Source organism: Mycobacterium sp. (genome assembly GCF_049647605.1).
GTDB lineage: Bacteria > Actinomycetota > Actinomycetes > Mycobacteriales > Mycobacteriaceae > Mycobacterium.
This window is the reverse complement of the sequence record NZ_JBARXZ010000066.1, coordinates 1-15392: the sequence shown is the minus strand read 5'-3', so window position 1 is coordinate 15392 and position 15392 is coordinate 1. Positions and strand designations below refer to the sequence as shown.

General features: G+C 66.6%; 17 protein-coding genes. 13 read left to right on the top strand and 4 right to left on the bottom strand.

Going from position 1 to position 15392, the window contains the following annotated elements:
- Positions 1–900, top strand: a 900-nt coding sequence (locus tag WBB07_RS08655) for an SAM-dependent methyltransferase (RefSeq protein WP_526306662.1), incomplete at its 5' end; no start/stop codon positions are given.
- Between the two features lie 21 nt (positions 901–921).
- Here WBB07_RS08655 and WBB07_RS08650 read toward each other — a convergent pair.
- Complete coding sequence (locus WBB07_RS08650) at positions 922–2505, bottom strand: GAF domain-containing sensor histidine kinase (protein WP_526306660.1); 1584 nt, start codon at positions 2503–2505, stop codon at positions 922–924.
- 10 nt (positions 2506–2515) lie between these two features.
- On the bottom strand, positions 2516–3163 hold the full coding sequence (locus WBB07_RS08645) for a response regulator transcription factor (RefSeq protein ID WP_526306658.1): 648 nt from the start codon (positions 3161–3163) through the stop codon (positions 2516–2518).
- A 111-nt stretch (positions 3164–3274) separates the two neighbouring features.
- On the opposite strand from WBB07_RS08645, the gene WBB07_RS08640 reads away from it, so the two are divergent.
- The 6 genes from WBB07_RS08640 to WBB07_RS08615 all read left to right on the top strand — a co-directional run bounded on the left by WBB07_RS08640 (position 3275) and on the right by WBB07_RS08615 (position 7944).
- The gene (locus WBB07_RS08640) at positions 3275–4093 is read left to right on the top strand and encodes a phosphoketolase family protein (protein ID WP_526306656.1); all 819 of its coding nucleotides are present in this window, start codon (positions 3275–3277) and stop codon (positions 4091–4093) included.
- Between the two features lie 33 nt (positions 4094–4126).
- Positions 4127–4507 (top strand): phage holin family protein, encoded by a 381-nt coding sequence (locus WBB07_RS08635; RefSeq protein WP_526306654.1) that lies wholly within the window; start codon positions 4127–4129, stop codon positions 4505–4507.
- A 90-nt stretch (positions 4508–4597) separates the two neighbouring features.
- The gene (locus WBB07_RS08630) at positions 4598–5359 is read left to right on the top strand and encodes a VOC family protein (RefSeq protein ID WP_526306652.1); all 762 of its coding nucleotides are present in this window, start codon (positions 4598–4600) and stop codon (positions 5357–5359) included.
- A 17-nt stretch (positions 5360–5376) separates the two neighbouring features.
- Positions 5377–6099, top strand: a complete 723-nt coding sequence (locus tag WBB07_RS08625) for a 3-keto-5-aminohexanoate cleavage protein (RefSeq protein WP_526306650.1) — start codon at positions 5377–5379, stop codon at positions 6097–6099.
- Between the two features lie 139 nt (positions 6100–6238).
- Positions 6239–7024, top strand: coding sequence for an aldolase (locus WBB07_RS08620; protein WP_526306648.1), 786 nt, complete (start codon positions 6239–6241; stop codon positions 7022–7024).
- Between the two features lie 38 nt (positions 7025–7062).
- Entirely contained in the window at positions 7063–7944 is an 882-nt protein-coding gene (locus WBB07_RS08615) for a dihydrodipicolinate synthase family protein (RefSeq protein WP_526306646.1), read from the top strand.
- Between the two features lie 44 nt (positions 7945–7988).
- On the opposite strand, the gene WBB07_RS08610 is transcribed toward WBB07_RS08615, so the two are convergent.
- Together WBB07_RS08610 and WBB07_RS08605 are read right to left on the bottom strand one after the other, a co-directional pair.
- The gene (locus WBB07_RS08610) at positions 7989–8513 is read right to left on the bottom strand and encodes a helix-turn-helix domain-containing protein (RefSeq protein ID WP_526306644.1); all 525 of its coding nucleotides are present in this window, start codon (positions 8511–8513) and stop codon (positions 7989–7991) included.
- A gap of 140 nt (positions 8514–8653) precedes the next feature.
- Positions 8654–9094 carry a cupin domain-containing protein gene (locus WBB07_RS08605; protein ID WP_526306643.1) on the bottom strand — a complete coding sequence of 147 codons (441 nt, stop codon included), beginning with the start codon at positions 9092–9094 and terminating at the stop codon, positions 8654–8656.
- A gap of 177 nt (positions 9095–9271) precedes the next feature.
- Between WBB07_RS08605 and WBB07_RS08600 the strand changes: the two genes are divergently transcribed.
- From WBB07_RS08600 to WBB07_RS08575, 6 genes are all read left to right on the top strand, one after another.
- Positions 9272–10873, top strand: a complete 1602-nt coding sequence (locus WBB07_RS08600) for an ABC-F family ATP-binding cassette domain-containing protein (RefSeq protein ID WP_526306641.1) — start codon at positions 9272–9274, stop codon at positions 10871–10873.
- 23 nt (positions 10874–10896) lie between these two features.
- On the top strand, positions 10897–11334 hold the full coding sequence (locus WBB07_RS08595; protein ID WP_526306639.1) for a hypothetical protein: 438 nt from the start codon (positions 10897–10899) through the stop codon (positions 11332–11334).
- Positions 11331–11930, top strand: a complete 600-nt coding sequence (locus WBB07_RS08590; protein ID WP_526306637.1) for a GNAT family N-acetyltransferase — start codon at positions 11331–11333, stop codon at positions 11928–11930. The genes WBB07_RS08595 and WBB07_RS08590 overlap by 4 nt, the downstream gene beginning before the upstream one ends.
- Before the next feature lie 56 nt (positions 11931–11986).
- On the top strand, positions 11987–12592 hold the full coding sequence (locus tag WBB07_RS08585) for an LpqN/LpqT family lipoprotein (protein WP_526306635.1): 606 nt from the start codon (positions 11987–11989) through the stop codon (positions 12590–12592).
- Positions 12593–12891: 299 nt separating this feature from the next.
- A complete protein-coding gene (locus WBB07_RS08580) occupies positions 12892–13575 on the top strand; it encodes an ANTAR domain-containing protein (protein ID WP_526306633.1) in 684 nt (227 codons plus the stop codon).
- 7 nt (positions 13576–13582) lie between these two features.
- On the top strand, positions 13583–15392 hold a 1810-nt coding region (locus tag WBB07_RS08575), incomplete at its 3' end, for an AAA family ATPase (protein ID WP_526306631.1).

The following is a 15392-nucleotide window of genomic DNA, read 5'->3' as shown; positions in this document are numbered from 1 at the left end:
GCCCGGCTGCGCGGGGCGATGCACACCCGGCTGCGGGACCGCTCGGCGATCGCCCACCACTACGACCTGTCCAACGAGTTCTATGCGCTGCTGTTGGATGAGCACCTGGCGTACTCGGCCGGATACTTCGAGTCGCCGTCGACCGCCTCGGATCAGTCGCTGCACGACGCCCAGACCGCCAAGCTGGACCTGATCTGCGCCAAACTCGGCCTGCGAGAAGGCATGCGGTTGCTCGATGTCGGCTGCGGCTGGGGTTCGCTGATACTGCATGCCGCACAGCATTACGGTGTGCACGCCACCGGGATCACGCTCTCGGAACAGCAGCGCGGCTTCATCGCGGTGCGGGCCAGCGAGCGCGGACTCTCCGATGCCATTGATGTTCGGTTGCAGGACTACCGTGAGTTCGGCGAACTGCCCGGTATCGCAGGAACATTCGATGCGGTGAGCTCCATCGAGATGGGTGAGCACGTCGGGGAGGCGCACTATCCCGAGTACGTGGCCGTGATGTTCGAGGCACTGAAACCGCGTGGACGGCTGCTGCTGCAACAGATGTCGCGCAGTGTGGATGCCGCACCCGGCGGGGGAGCGTTCATCGAACGCTATATCGCCCCCGATATGCACATGCGGCCGCTGTGGCAGACATTGCGGCATCTCCAGCTGGAGGGTTTCGAGATCCGTGGTGTGGAGGCGATGCGGGAACACTATGTGCGCACTGTCGACGCCTGGATCGAAACATTCGAGACCCATCACGAGCAATTCGTCGACCTCGTCGGGGAGGAAGTGGTGCGCGCCTGGCGGCTCTACCTCGTCGGCGGCCGGCTGGCGTTTGCCGAGGGCCGGATGGGTGTGGATCAGGTGTTGGCCGCCAAGACCACCGGGGTGGGCGTCAGCGGCTTCTGACCACAGTCTGGCTGCCGTGAATCACGGCAGGGGAACCGTCCACCGCACGGTGGTACCTCCGGCCGCTGCGGCCGCGAGGTCCAGCCGCCCGCCGCACTGGTCGGCCCGGGCGGCCAGATTGTTCAGTCCGCTGCGGGTGACATCGTCGGGCATGCCCACGCCGTCATCGGTGACGGTGATGGTGAGATTGTCGTCCACGGTGATGTTCACCGTCACCGTCGATGCTTGAGCGTGCCGCACCACATTGCTGATCGTTTCGCGCACAACGGCTTCGGCGTGATCGGCCAATGACGGCTCCACCACCGACAGTGGTCCGCTGACATGCAGCGAGGCGCGCACCGGGGAGTCGGCGCTCATCCGGGACACGGCCTCCTCCAGGCGCTGCCGGAGCCGGGTGACGCTGCCGCCGTGCAGGTCGAAAATGGCGGTGCGGATCTCCTGCACCACCTCCTGCAGATCGTCGAGTGATCCGGAGATGCGCTGTGCGGTGTCGGGGCTCTGCCCACCGCGCGTGCCCTGCAGGGACAGCCCGATCGCAAACAGCCGCTGGATCACGTGATCATGCAGATCGCGGGCGATGCGGTCCCGGTCGGAGAGCACGTCGAGCTCCCGCAGGGTGGCCACGGCGCGGCTGCGTACCGCGGCCAGATGCAGGGCCAGCCCGGTCTGGTCGGCGAAGGCCGCCATCATGTCGAGCTGATCGGTGCTGAACACCTTGCCGTCGGTGGCCATACAGACCAGCACCCCGATGGTGGCGTCTGGCTCGCGCAGCGGCAGTATCAATGCCGCACCGTCGCCGCCGAGTTCACTGAATTTCTTGGTGCGCAACGGCAGTCGCTCTGAATAGGCGCGGCCCACCGCGGTCCCGGCGATCGGCAGCTCCAGCCCGGTGAGGGTGTCGTCACTGGCGGCGGTGACCACCAACTCGTCGAGGTCGCCGGGCAACAGCAGGGCGCTGACCGTGCAGCCGGTCAAACCGGTTGCCTGCGCGACGACTTGGCGGTGCACTGCGGCCGGGTCGTCGCCGGCCAGCAGATTGGTGCTGATGTCGCGGGTGGCTTCGATCCAGGTTTGCCGGGTGTGGGCTGCCTGATACAACCGGGCATTCTCGATGGCGATGCCCGCGGCGCCGGCCAGTGCCAGCACCAGCACCTCGTCATCGCCGGAGAACACCTCCCCGCCCTGTTTCTCGGTGAGATAGAGATTGCCGAAAACCTGGTCGCGGATTCGGATGGGTACGCCCAGGAACGTGCGCATCGGGGGATGGTTGGGTGGAAACCCCACCGAGACCGGATGCTCGGACAGGTTCTCGATACGAACCGGCTCCGGTGTCTGGAACAGCAGCCCGAGCACGCCGTGCCCGGCCGGCAACGGTCCGATCAGGTCGCGTGTCACATCGTCGATGCCCTCGTGCACAAAACGTTCCAGTGTCCGCGGCCCGGGTTCGGTGGCGATCACGCCGAGTGCGCCATAGCGGGCGTCGACCAGTCGCATCGCGGTGTGCACGATGGTCCGCAGCGTCTGCTCCAGATCCAGGCCGGCGGTGATGGCCAGCATGGCCTCGATCAGCCCGCCACGGACATCGTCGCGGGACGTGGTGGTCATGGATCCCGGGTCAGCCATCGGTGCGCTGGCGCAGTTCGGCCGCCAGCAGTGCGGCCTGCGTGCGGCGGTGCATCCCGAGCTTGGCCAGCAACCGGGAGACGTAATTCTTGACCGTCTTCTCCGCCAGGAACATTCGCTCACCGATCTCACGGTTGGTGAGCCCTTCACCCAGCAGGTCCAGCAGGGTGCGTTCGGTGGCCGAGAGATCCCGGAGCCGGGCGTCCTCGGGCGCTTCGGTCTCACTGCGCAGTTTTGACATCAACGCCGCCGCGGCGCGGTTGTCCAGCAGCGATTTGCCTGCTCCGACTTCCTTGATGGCGGTGGCCAATTCCATACCGCGGATGTCCTTGACCACGTAGCCGCTGGCGCCGGCCAGGATGGCGTCCAGCATCGACTGTTCGTCGGTGAACGAGGTCAGGATCAGGCACCGTAACTCGTCGTGGGCGGCCAGCAGGTCGCGGCACAGGTCGATACCGCTGCCGTCGGGCAGGCGTACGTCGAGCACCGCGACATCCGGACGGGCGGCCGGGATCCGGGCCATCGCCTCGCTCACCGAACCGGCTTCGCCCACCACCGCCAGATCGGGGTCGCCACTGAGCAGATCGACGAGGCCGCGCCGCACCACTTCGTGGTCATCGACGAGGAAGACGGATATCACGGGTCCCACAGTAACGGCGCCGCGCTGGGGACAAGTAGGGACTTAAGTCCTACGCAGCGATGCCACGCGCACCCTGGAACGCCCGCTGCGACTTGGGCAGGCTCGGGCGGTATGACCGATCTGTTCGAGCGTTACCACCTCAGCATCCCGCAGGCTCGTACGACGCTCGATCGCGTCGACGCGTGGTGGCGGGCGGCCAATCACGTGGCGGCGGGCCTGCCGGGCGGCAACCGCGCCGGGGTGCCCGCGGTGACCTTGACCTACGCCCACCTCAACCGGATGATCGTGCGCCGCGGTCAGCGCATCCGGTTTGTCCTCGGGGTACGTGACGGGATGGCCGCACTGGAGGCGGTGGCCCGGATGGAGGGCACCCGAGCCGGTGATTCGCCGACGGGTGGTTTTGCCACCGCGGGTGGGCGTTCCTATGCGCTGGCCTATGCGGTCGGGCTGGCACTCGACGAACCCGGTGTGACCGTCGCCGCGATGGTCGACGAGGACGAGGCCGTCACGGCGTGGCAGGCCCGGTCGCTGCACGACCCGCTCACCGATGGTGCGGTGCTGCCGATCCTGTACCAGCCGACGATGGGCCGCGACGAGGTTCGGGAGGTGTTCCGGGCCCGTGGGTGGGAGCCGATCGAAGTCGGTGGCTTCCCCGACACCAGCGACATCACCGACACCGCTGAGCTCCATCGGTGTTTCGCCGCCGCACTGTATGTGGCGCTCGACGAGATCGCCACGCTGAACGACGCGGCGGCGTCAGCTCACCCGCAGCGGCAGGCCCGCTGGCCCATGCTGGTGTTGCGGACCCCGAGGGACTGGCCGCCGGTTGATGTGGTTCCCGTGGACTGGTTCGACTCCGACGGCAGGCCGAGTCTGGACATCACCCATGCCGCGCCGACGGGTGCCCTGCGGATGAGCGCCGATTGGTGAGTCCGCGACCGGTTTCCTGACTAGGCTCACGCTGTGATCAAGCTGCTGCTGCGACTTGCGGTCTTCCTCGGCTCGGCCGCTCTCGGCCTGCTCGCTGCCGCCTGGCTGGTGCCGGGAGTGTCGGTGTCGGTGTGGGGATTTGTTGCGGCCGTGGTGATCTTCGCGGTGGCGCAAGCGGTCCTGGCGCCGGTGTTCGGCAAGCTGGCCACGCGGTACGCCTCGGCGCTGTTGAGCGGGATCGGGCTGGTGTCGACATTGGCGGCGCTGATCCTGGCCTCGCTGCTCACCAGCGGGCTGGTGATCCGCGGCATCGGCTCCTGGATCGCGGCGACGGTGGTGGTTTGGCTGGTGACGGCGCTGGCGACGCTGTTGCTGCCGAAGTTGGTGCTCAAAGACCGCACGACGTCGGCGTAGCGGCTGCGGGTACTGCGCCGCGCGCGATGAGTTCTGGCGCGCGCTCCGGTCTGTATCGGTGACAACACCGGCCATCTCCAGGAGCAGACCATGAGCACGCACCCCGGCACCCCCACGTGGATCGACCTCGCCACCTCCGATATCGCCCGCTCGCAGCAGTTCTACGGTGCGGTGTTCGGCTGGGTGTTCTCCTCGCCCGGGGAGGACTTCGGCGGATACCTCAACGCCACCAAAGACGGCAAGCTCGTCGCGGGGATCATGCCCAATGACCCGCAGTGGAACTCGCCGGACAGCTGGACCACTTACCTGCACACTCCGGATGTCGACGCGACGCTGGCGGCGGTCATCGCAGCGGGCGGGGCATCCTGCGGCGGGGTGATGGATATCGGGGACAGCGCCGCGCTGGTGGGCCGGATGGCGATGGCCACGGACCCGGTCGGTGCGCTGATCGGGCTGTGGCAGCCCGGTACGCACACCACCTTCGAACTCACCGCCGCGGCTGGCTCGCCCGCCTGGTTCCAGCTGACCGCCACCGATTACGCTGCCGCCCTGCGGTTCTACACCTCGGTCTTCGGTCTGGACACCAAGGTGGAAGCCGATACGGCGGAGTTCCGGTACACCAACGCCGTCGTCGGCGGCCAGCCGGTGTTCGGTGTGATGGACGGCGCCGGTGTCGCCGAGAAATCCGAATGGTCGGTGTTCCTGGCCGCTGAAGATGTGGATGTAGCGCTGGAGGCGGTCACCGCCAACGGCGGCACCATCGTGCGCGGGGCCGAGGACACCCCATACGGCCGGCTGGCGGCGGTAGCCGATCCCACTGGCGCCCGGTTCAACCTGTCGTCGCCGCAGTAGTCGGCAAGGATGGACCCATGGGTGGTCCGAAAATCTATGTCAAAGCCGCCATCAACGGTGCCCGCACTCCCGACCAGCATCCGAATCTGCCGGTCAGTCCGGACCAACTGGCGGCGGCGGCAGTAGAAGCGCAGCGGGCCGGGGCTTTGGCCGTGCATCTGCACCCCAAGACGCCCGACGGTGTCGACTCGCTGCTTCCGGATACGGTGGCCGCCGCCGTCTCCGCGGTCCGCCGCAGCGTGCCCGGACTGCCGCTGGGGGTCACCACCGGGTTCTGGGCGTTGCCCGATGCGGGTCAGCGGTCGGCGGCGATCGAGGCGTGGGAGGTGCTGCCGGACTTCGCTTCACTGAACTGGCATGAGCCCGGTTCGCCGGAGTTGGCGGAGGTGCTGCTGTCGAAGGGCCTCGGTGTGGAGGTGGGCATCTTCGGTGTCGAGGCCGCGGCCTCCTGGGCAGCTTCCGATGTCGCCAAGCGCTGCATGCGAGTGATGATCGAACTGGGCGATGACGCCGACGCCGCGTTGGCCGACGAGTTGCTCGATCAGGTGCGCGCGGCGAACTCGCCCGCCCCGATCCTGCTGCACGGTCTGGATTCCAGCTGCTGGCCGCTGCTGGAGCACGCCGGAGCTCGTGGTGTGCAGACCCGTATCGGTATGGAGGACACCCTGACCCTGCCCGACGGCGCTCCGGCGGCCGGTAATGCCGATCTGGTGGCGGCGGCGGTACGACTGCTGAGCTGACGGGCGCATCGTCAGGGCTTTGCGCCGGCACCCCGGATATCGCAAGAACCAGGCAACTCGGTTGACTGTGGGACACAAAGTGTCCTACAGTCGCTGGGGTGTCTCCGGTTCCCGGCTGATCCGAAAGGTGGCTTCGAAAATGACCAGTACCCTGAATGATTCGAAACAAGTCCTGATGCAGCGTGCATTGGACGGCCTGTCTCAGAATGTCGCCGATACGGGTCTGACGCCGCGCCAGAAGCTCGCGTTGACGTGTCGCGCGCTGTACGACGCGGGCCATGATTCCGGGCTGGCGGGCCAGATCACGTCGCGCGCCGAGAAGCCGGGTACTTACTACACCCAGCGGCTCGGGCTCGGCTTCGACGAGATCACCGATGCGAACCTGCTGTTGGTGGACGAGGACCTCAACGTGCTCGACGGTGACGGCATGGCCAATCCGGCCAACCGATTCCATTCCTGGATCTACCGGGCGCGCCCCGATGTGCAGTGCATCGTGCACACCCACCCATTTCACGTGGCGGCCCTGTCCATGCTGGAAGTGCCGTTGAAAGTGTCACAGATGGACATTGCGCCGCTGTATGACGACTGTGCCTTCCTGGCGGACTGGCCTGGGGTTCCGGTGGGCAATGAGGAAGGCGAGATCATCAGTGCCGCACTCGGTGACAAGAAGGCGATCCTGCTGGCCCACCATGGGCACGTCATCGCCGGAGCCAGCATCGAAGAGGCGTGCTCGCTGGCAATGCTGATCGAACGCGGCGCCAAGCTGCAGCTGGCTGCGATGGCGGCCGGAACCATCGCGGACCTCCCGCCGCGGCTGGCCCGGGAAGCCCACGATTGGACACTTCGGCCCAAGCGCAGTCTGGCCAATTTCGCGTACTACGCGCGGCGCGCCCTGCGCGCCCATCCCGACGCCCTCACCAGCTGACCTCCCGCGAACAAGCCCTCCACCCGAAAGGACTCAACATGTCCAGCAGTGAAATTCACGGCATTCTCGCCTATCCCGTAACCCCGTTCACCGCCGACGGCAAGGTCGACACGGACAAACTCGCCGCACTCGTCGACCGGCTGGTCAGCGATGGAAGCCATGGGATCGTGCCACTCGGCAGCACCGGGGAGTCGGCCTATCTCACCGAGGACGAGTTCGACGCCGTGATCGACACAACCATCGGTGCCGTATCCGGACGTGTCCCAGTGGTCATCGGCGCGTCGGACTTGACCACCGCCAACACCATTCGCCGTGCGCAATATGCCGAGCGTGCCGGAGCGGACGCCGTGATGGTGTTGCCCATCTCCTACTGGAAGCTCTCGGAGCGGGAGATCGCCGCACACTACGCCGCCATCGGCGCTGCGATAGGCCTGCCGATCATGGTGTACAACAACCCCGCGACCAGCGGTATCGACATGCGCCCGGAATTGTTGGTGCAGATGTTCAACAAGATCGACAACGTCGCCATGGTGAAGGAATCCACGGGTGACCTGTCGAGAATGCTGCGGATCAAAGAGCTCAGCGACGGGTTGCTGCCGTTCTACAACGGCAACAACCCCTTGGCGCTGAAGTCCCTGGAAGCGGGCGCCAAGGGTTGGTGCACGGCGGCACCGAACCTGCGCCCGCAACCGTGTCTGGACCTCTATGGCGCCGTGCGAGCCGGCGACCATGACCGGGCCGAGGCGGTCTACGAGGAGCTGCGGCCGCTGCTGGAGTTCATCGTGGCCGGTGGCCTGCCCAGCACGGTCAAAGGTGGCCTGGAGCTGTTGGGTCAAGGCGTCGGTGCACCGCGACTGCCCCTACTTCCGCTCGACGACACCGGCCGCGAGCAGCTACGCGCGATCCTGAACGTCAACTGAGTCCCACCGGTCCCGGTACCTCAGCCGGCCGCGTGGTCGGTGGCTCATCGACCGCGCGGCGGTTGGTTGTAGGTGACGACGATGACTTCACTGGGTTGGGGCCCGACTTGACGGATCTTGTGTGGCGCGGCGGCGTCGAAGTAGACACAATCGCCGGTACCGAGGGTCAGCAAGTCATCGTCGTACATGAGCTCGACCGTTCCGGCGTGGACGAAGATGAACTCCTGGCCTGGATGGACGTCATGGGTGTGCTGTTCGAATTGCTTTGTCGGCCGAACCAGGAACGGCGACATGGCTTTACCCAACATCGACGACGCCAACGGCTGATGGCGTTTGCTGCTCGCGTTGGCACGTTCAACCGTCAGTGTCGTCACTTCGGGGTCATCGGAAAACAGCTGGGCGACATCCACGTCGAGTGCCCGGGCGAGCTTCATCGCGACAGCGATCGACGGAGTGCTCTGCTGCCGTTCGATCTTCGAAAGATAGCTCTTGGTGAGGCCGGCGGACTCGGCCAATGCCTCGAGGGTGAATCCCCGCTGCTGTCGGACAGCTCTGAGTAGCTCACTCACCAGTGCACATCCTCCTGAGAATCGGCCGGCGTGCGGATCGAACGACTGGTTCTCTCATCGGGTTTCATGTAGTACACATCATTTCCTATTGGCGCTCCAGTGTCACCCCACGGGGTCGCGCCAGTTCGGCGGGCGGACTGTCAAGGTGCGTGCAGCGCAAAGTCGGCGAAGTCGAATCCAGGCACCACCACACAGCTCACCAGGGCCGGTTCGTCGTCGCGGGGCCGCGCTCGCTGCCAGTGCCCCGGCGGCACCAGCACCTGCGGGTGCTCACCGGCGACAACGTCGCTACCCAACAGATGTGTTGTCGAGCTTGACTGTTCGGCGCCGATCTCAAGAAGGAGTGGGCTGCCACGGTGGTGCAGCCACAGTTCGGCGCTGCGCACGGTGTGCCAGGCGGACTGTTGTCCTGGCATCAGCAGGAACAGGATCGCAGTACCCGCGTTGCGGACGCCGGTGTAATCCGGCGGCAGTGCCGACGGCCCGATGGTCAATTCGCTGCGCCAGGTCTCCCGAAACCAGCCGCCTTCGGGGTGTGGGGCCAGATCCAGCTGCCGTGCCCAATCGGGTAGCTCAGTCACCATCTCAGCGTAGCGAGAGATAAAGCGGTTGCCCCGATCGCGGCGGCTGGTTACGGTGGGCGGCATGACAGGCATCAACGGTCTCGTGCCGCCCGCGCGCTGACAACCGTCGATCTGCCCATCGTGTGACGGGCTCCGGTTCTCAGTGCATTCGCCCTGAACCGTTCGGAGCCTGTCTTGTCTCACATTTCCTCTCCTGCTGTTGTCCTGACCGATCTCGGCTTCACCTGGCCCGACGGGTCGGTGGCGCTGTCGAGCGTCACCTCGGCGTTCGGCCCCGGCCGGACCGGGCTGATCGGTGTCAACGGCTCCGGTAAGTCGACGTTGTTGCGGTTGATCGCCGGTGAGCTGACCCCGACCAGCGGCACCGTCACCACCAGCGGTGACGTCGCCTACCTGCCGCAGGCGCTGGCACTGGCCTCCGGCGTTTCGGTGGCCGGGCTGCTCGGCGTGGCCGACACCATCGCCGCGGTGGCGGCCATCGAGGCCGGTGACATCAGCGAGCGGCACTTCGACGTGATCGGTGACGACTGGGACATCGAGTCCGCAGCCCGTGCTGCCCTCGACGAAATCGGTTTGGGTGCAATCGGTCTCGATAGACTGGTGGGGACGCTGTCCGGTGGCGAGGCCATGCTGATCGCGGTGACCGGGCTGCGGCTGCGCCGGGCAGCGGTCACCGTGCTCGACGAGCCCACCAACAACCTCGACCGCGATGCCCGTCACGGGCTCTACCGCAGCCTCGCCGACTGGCCCGGCGCCCTGGTCATCGTCAGCCATGACGTCACGCTGCTGGAGCACATGGACAACATCGCCGAACTGCGCGGCAGTGCGCTGACGGTGTTCGGCGGCAGCTACTCGCAGTGGCGGTCACACATCGACACCGAGCAGGCCGCTGCGGTGCAAGCCGCTCGCACCGCGGAACAGGCTGTCAAGACCGAACGCCGGCAGCGGGTCGAGGCCGAGACCAAACTGGCCCGGCGTAACCGCACCGCCAGGAAGGCCTACGTCGAGAAGCGGGTGCCCAAGATCGTCGCCAACGGCCGCAAGATGGCCGCAGAGGTTTCGGCTGCCAGATTGCGCGGCAATCACGAGGAGAAGGTGCAGGCCGCGCAGAAGGCGGCCGAGGATGCGGCCGCCCGCGTTCGCGATGACGATCACATCCGGGTCGAGCTACCCGATCCAAAGGTCCCAGGAGCCCGCCGTATCGCCGAGATCAGTATCGCCGAGATCAACGGGAAGGCAGGACCATTGACGGTGCAGGGCCCCGAGCGCATCGCGATCGTCGGCAGCAACGGTGTCGGCAAGACGACGTTCTTGGAGGCGCTGCGCAGCTCCGACCGGGAGGCCGCCGGGCAATTGTTCACCGACCGGGTCGGCTATCTGCCTCAGCGGATGGACGGCCTGGACGACGCCGTCACCGTGCTGGACACGGTGGCGGCGGCGGCACCGGACGCCGGACCGGAGCGGCTGCGCGGACAGCTGGCCAGGTTCTTGTTCAAAGGTGACGATGTGCACCGGCCGGTGGGCACCCTCTCCGGTGGCGAGCGGTTCCGGGTGGCGCTGGCCCGGCTGCTGCTCGCCGAGCCGCCGCCGCAGCTGGTCATCTTGGACGAACCGACCAACAACCTGGACATCACCAGCGTCGACCAGCTCGTCGACGCGTTGCGCGCGTATCGCGGGGCCCTGATCGTGGTCAGCCACGACGACAACTTCCTGCGTCGGCTCGAGGTGGACCGGACGCTGACCATGGCGGCGCCCGGCGTCGTGTCCTGGCAGTGATGGGGCCAGATAGGCTCGTGCGCATGGCAAGTCCCCGTCCCGGCTGGCTGGTGGCGCTGTGCGCAGCGGTGTTGGCGGTCAGCGTGTGGCTGCCGTGGGTCACCACCAGTGCCGACGGGGGCGGCCGCGCCAACGCCGCGGGCGGCGTCGTGGGTGCCGTGCCGACTTTTGATCCCGGGTTCGGGGCCGGTCAGCTGATCGTGTTGCTGGCCTCGACCCTGGTGGTCGCCGGGGCGATGACGGCGCGCGGCTTCTCGCCACGGGCCGCCGCTGGGGCGGCGCTGACCATCTCGTTGCTGATCGCCGCCCTCACCGTCGCTTTCTACCGCCTGCATGTGATCGTTCCGGCAACGCCGGCGTATGGCCTGTACATCGCCGCCGGGGCGACGGTGGCCGCGGTCGGATGCTCGGTGTGGGCCGTGCTCGCAACGGCGCTGAAAGTCCGGGCGGGGGCCCGATGAGCAGGTTCGTGCCGGCGGTACCGCTCACCGGTGATCGCTGGGTGCGGCTGGAGCCGCTGACCGAAGACCACATCGACGAGATCAGCGTCGCTTCAGGCGACGGTGATGCCGGAGCCCTGTGGTTCACCAGCGCACCGGCGCCGGACACCGCTGCGGCCTGGGTGCACCGGCTGCTGGAGATGCAGGCCGGTGACCAAGGCGTGACCTATGTGGTGCGACGGCTCGCTGACAACCAGCTGGTGGGTTCCACCAGCTTGTTCCATGTCGACGCGCCCAATCGGCGGCTGGAGATCGGCCACACCTGGTACTCGGGCTCGGCCCGCCGTACCGGTGTCAACAGCGAGACCAAGTTGGTGCTGCTGGGCCACGCGTTCGACACCCTGGGCTGTGTGGCTGTCGAGTTCCGCACCCACTTCTTCAACAGCACCAGCCGCGCGGCCATCGAGCGGCTGGGCGCCAAGATCGACGGGGTGCTGCGCAGCCACCAACTACTACCGGATGGCTCCCGCCGGGACACCGTCGTCTACTCGATCCTCGACATCGAGTGGCCCGCGGTCCGGGCGAACCTGGAGTTTCGTTTGGCGCGCAACGCCTGACGCACCGTCGACGTGTGCTGGCAGCAAACCGGCCGCCGTCGTGGTCTGATTAGGTCATGCGGACTGCGATCGTGGCACCGGTGCTGGCAGGTTTGGTGTTTCTCACCGGGTGCGGGTCCTCGACCACCGACGGGGAGCCGGAAGCCGATCACAGCTGTGTCGAAACATCGGTCCCGTTGTCGGTGATCGCTGCGCAGGCCGAAGGCGAACCGGAGTTGAAGATTCCGCAGCCGCCCGGCTGGAACACCTCTGACCAGCTGAACTCGCAGATGATCCGGTTCACCATGGTGAACACCGACCTGACGGTCGAAGCATTCGCCCCCAACGCCGTGGTGACCATGGAGACCGCGGGCGCCGGCTCCATCGACGCAGGCGAGGTCTTCGACCAGCAGCGCCAGCTGCTGAAAAGCCAGCTGGGTGCCACCGACGTCTCCGCCGAATCCGGCCTGCAGTGCGGCTATCCGGCGACCACCATCAGCTACACCGCTCCGCAAATGGGGAAGGTGCCGCAGCGGCAAGCCAAGGTGTTGTGTGTGCTCGCCAAGGTCGGCAACTCCGCCTATCTGACCACGGTGACGCTCAGCTCGGTCGATCCGGCCAATCCCACGTACGCCGCCGATTCGGAGGCCATTCTCAGCGGGTTCCAGGTCATCGCACAGTGACCTGGGCGCGCATGAGCAACAGCGTTGCCGCCCAACGGTTTCAGGCAACACTCAGCGACGCCGGGACCACCCCCGCCGGGCTGGCGGTCCACCTGTGGATGCTCTCAGGTCGACGCCACTACAGTTGGCAGGGTAAATGGGGACGATCTCCGAGCAAGCGGTCCCGCCGGCTCGCATTCTGAACCGACGAGACCTTGGGGTCTGTGGCGGTCGACCACCGCAGACCCCGAGTCGAGCTGTACCCCTGGTCAGTGGCGACAAACGTGCCGCGAGGGCGGGGCTTGTGGGAAAGTGTGCGGATGATTGCGGAGTCGAAACACGATCTGGCGATCCGCATGGCGGAACTCGCCAGGGACGTCGCCGTGCCGGTGGCTCTCGATGAGGTGCTGCGTGGTGTCACCGAGGCGGTACTCCAGCTGGTGCCAGGTGCCGAGCACGCCGGTCTGCTGCTGCTGGCCGTCGGTGGCAAGTATGAGACGCTGGCACCGACCTCAGAGCTGATGTTCACCCTCGACCATTTGCAGATCCTCACCGGTCAGGGTCCCTGCGTCGAGGCCGCCGTCGATGACCTGATCGTGCGCACCGACGAGTTCGAAGACGAAGGCCGCTGGCCGGAATACTCCAAACTCGTCGTCGATATCGGCATCCGCAGCGCGTTGTCGTTCAAGCTGTACACCGCGCAGCGCACTGCCGGCGCGCTCAACATCTTTGCGACCGCTCCAAAGGCGTTCGACGCCGAATCCGAGGCCATCGGCTCGGTGCTGGCCGCCCACGCGGCTGCGGCGATCGTCGCCAGCAAGCAGGGCGAACAGCTGCAGTCCGCGCTCAGCAGCCGCGATCTCATCGGGCAGGCCAAAGGCATCATCATGGAACGCTACGACGTCGACGCGGTGCGGGCGTTCGAGATGCTGCGCGAGCTGTCGCAGTCCGGCAATATCAAGCTTGTCGACATCGCCAAGCAGGTCATCGACACCAGAGGCTGAGTGCGCAGTGCCGCCCCGAGACTTTGTGCTCACTCCCGAACTCGAGGACGCACTGGAACTGCTCGCCAGCGGCCGGAATCTGTTCCTGACCGGCAAGGCGGGCACCGGTAAGTCGACGCTGATCCGCCGCTTCATGGCCGTCGGCGGGCACGGTCGCGGCTCTGACAAGAATGTTGTGGTGGTGGCGCCCACCGGGATCGCCGCACTCAACGTCGACGGCTACACCGTGCACCGGCTGTTCGGCTTCACCCCGACAACCACCCTCGAAGAGGTCCGTTCCGGCAGCTACCGGCCAGGACGGTTCACCAAGACATTGGCGTCGCTGGACACTTTGATCATCGACGAGGCCTCGATGGTGCGTGCCGATCTGTTCGACAAGCTCGCCGCCGCGTTGAGCCGGTTCGGTCCCGAACCTGGGACGGCATTCGGTGGGGTGCAGATCGTCCTCGTCGGGGACCTCTATCAACTGCCGCCGGTGGTCACCGAGGGCGAGGCCGGCTTCTTCGCCACCCGTTACGAGAGCCCGTACTTCTTCTCCGCCGACAGCTTCGATCGAGACGCATTCCCGACGGTGGCGCTGACCACCGTCTTCCGTCAGCTCGGCGATGACCGAATGACCGCCATCCTCAACGAGATCCGCGAAGGGGTACTGCTCAGCCACGCACTGGATGAACTCAACGCCTGCACCGACGCCGAGTTCATGCCGCCCGAGGATGAATTCTGGTTGACTCTGGCGCCGACCAATCGTCTGGTGACCGCCCGTAACCGACAACAGCTCGAACGGCTTTCCGGCGATGAGTTCACCAGCCACGCACAGCAATCCGGTGACCTGAGCTTGTTCGATCCGCCCGCCGACCCGGTGCTGCGTTTCAAGGTCGGTGCCCAGGTGATGATGCTGAACAACGACTCCGCCGGTCGCTGGGTCAACGGCACGCTGGGCCGAATCACCGAGGTCTGGGCCGGCGGTGCCGAGGTCACCGTCGACTTCACCGACGGGACCGATGCCGAGGTCGGGCCGTTCACCTGGGAAGCCACCCGGCCGGTTGTGGACGGGGGGTCGTTGCGCCATGAGGTGATCGGCGCGTTCACGCAGCTGCCGTTCAAGTTGGCGTGGGCCATCACCATCCACAAAAGCCAGGGGCAGACGCTGGAACATGTGGTGGTCGACCTCACCGGCGGGATGTTCTCCACCGGACAGCTCTACGTCGCGCTGAGTCGCTGCACCTCGATGAGCGGGCTGGTGCTCAAACGTCCGGTGCTGCCCAAGGACCTGAAGACCGATCGGCGGATCGCCCGATTTCTACACGGTGCGACTCTGGCCGGACTCACAACAAAGCCCCGAAAGTACTGTGCCATCGGCATGCTCACGGTGGGGGATGAGGGCCGGATGTCGCGGCCCAGACCCGTCGAACTGGCCATCGCCTTCGACGACGGCACCTCCGTCAGCTCGGTGATCAACCCGCAGCGTGACCTTGCCGATGCCCGGGTTGCCTACGGCATCACCGTTGCCGACGTACTGCTGGCGCCGACCCTGGCCGAGGCGTGGAATGTGATCGCGCCGATGCTGGCGGGCTGCACCCCGATTGCCGCCGGGATCGATGAGACGCTGGGTCTGCTCGACTTCGAGTTGAAACGACTGGGGCACGTGACGGCGATGCCGCTGGGTGTCGAGGTCGGTGCGGTTCGGCCGCGCGGGACCGCGCTGGACCGGGCCCGGCTGGTGCTGGCGGCTTTCGACGGGCGTGTGGGGGCGGCGACGCCGTTCGGCGAGCCCGACCCGGAGGCGTCGCTGACGGGGCACCTGGTCAGTCGTGACC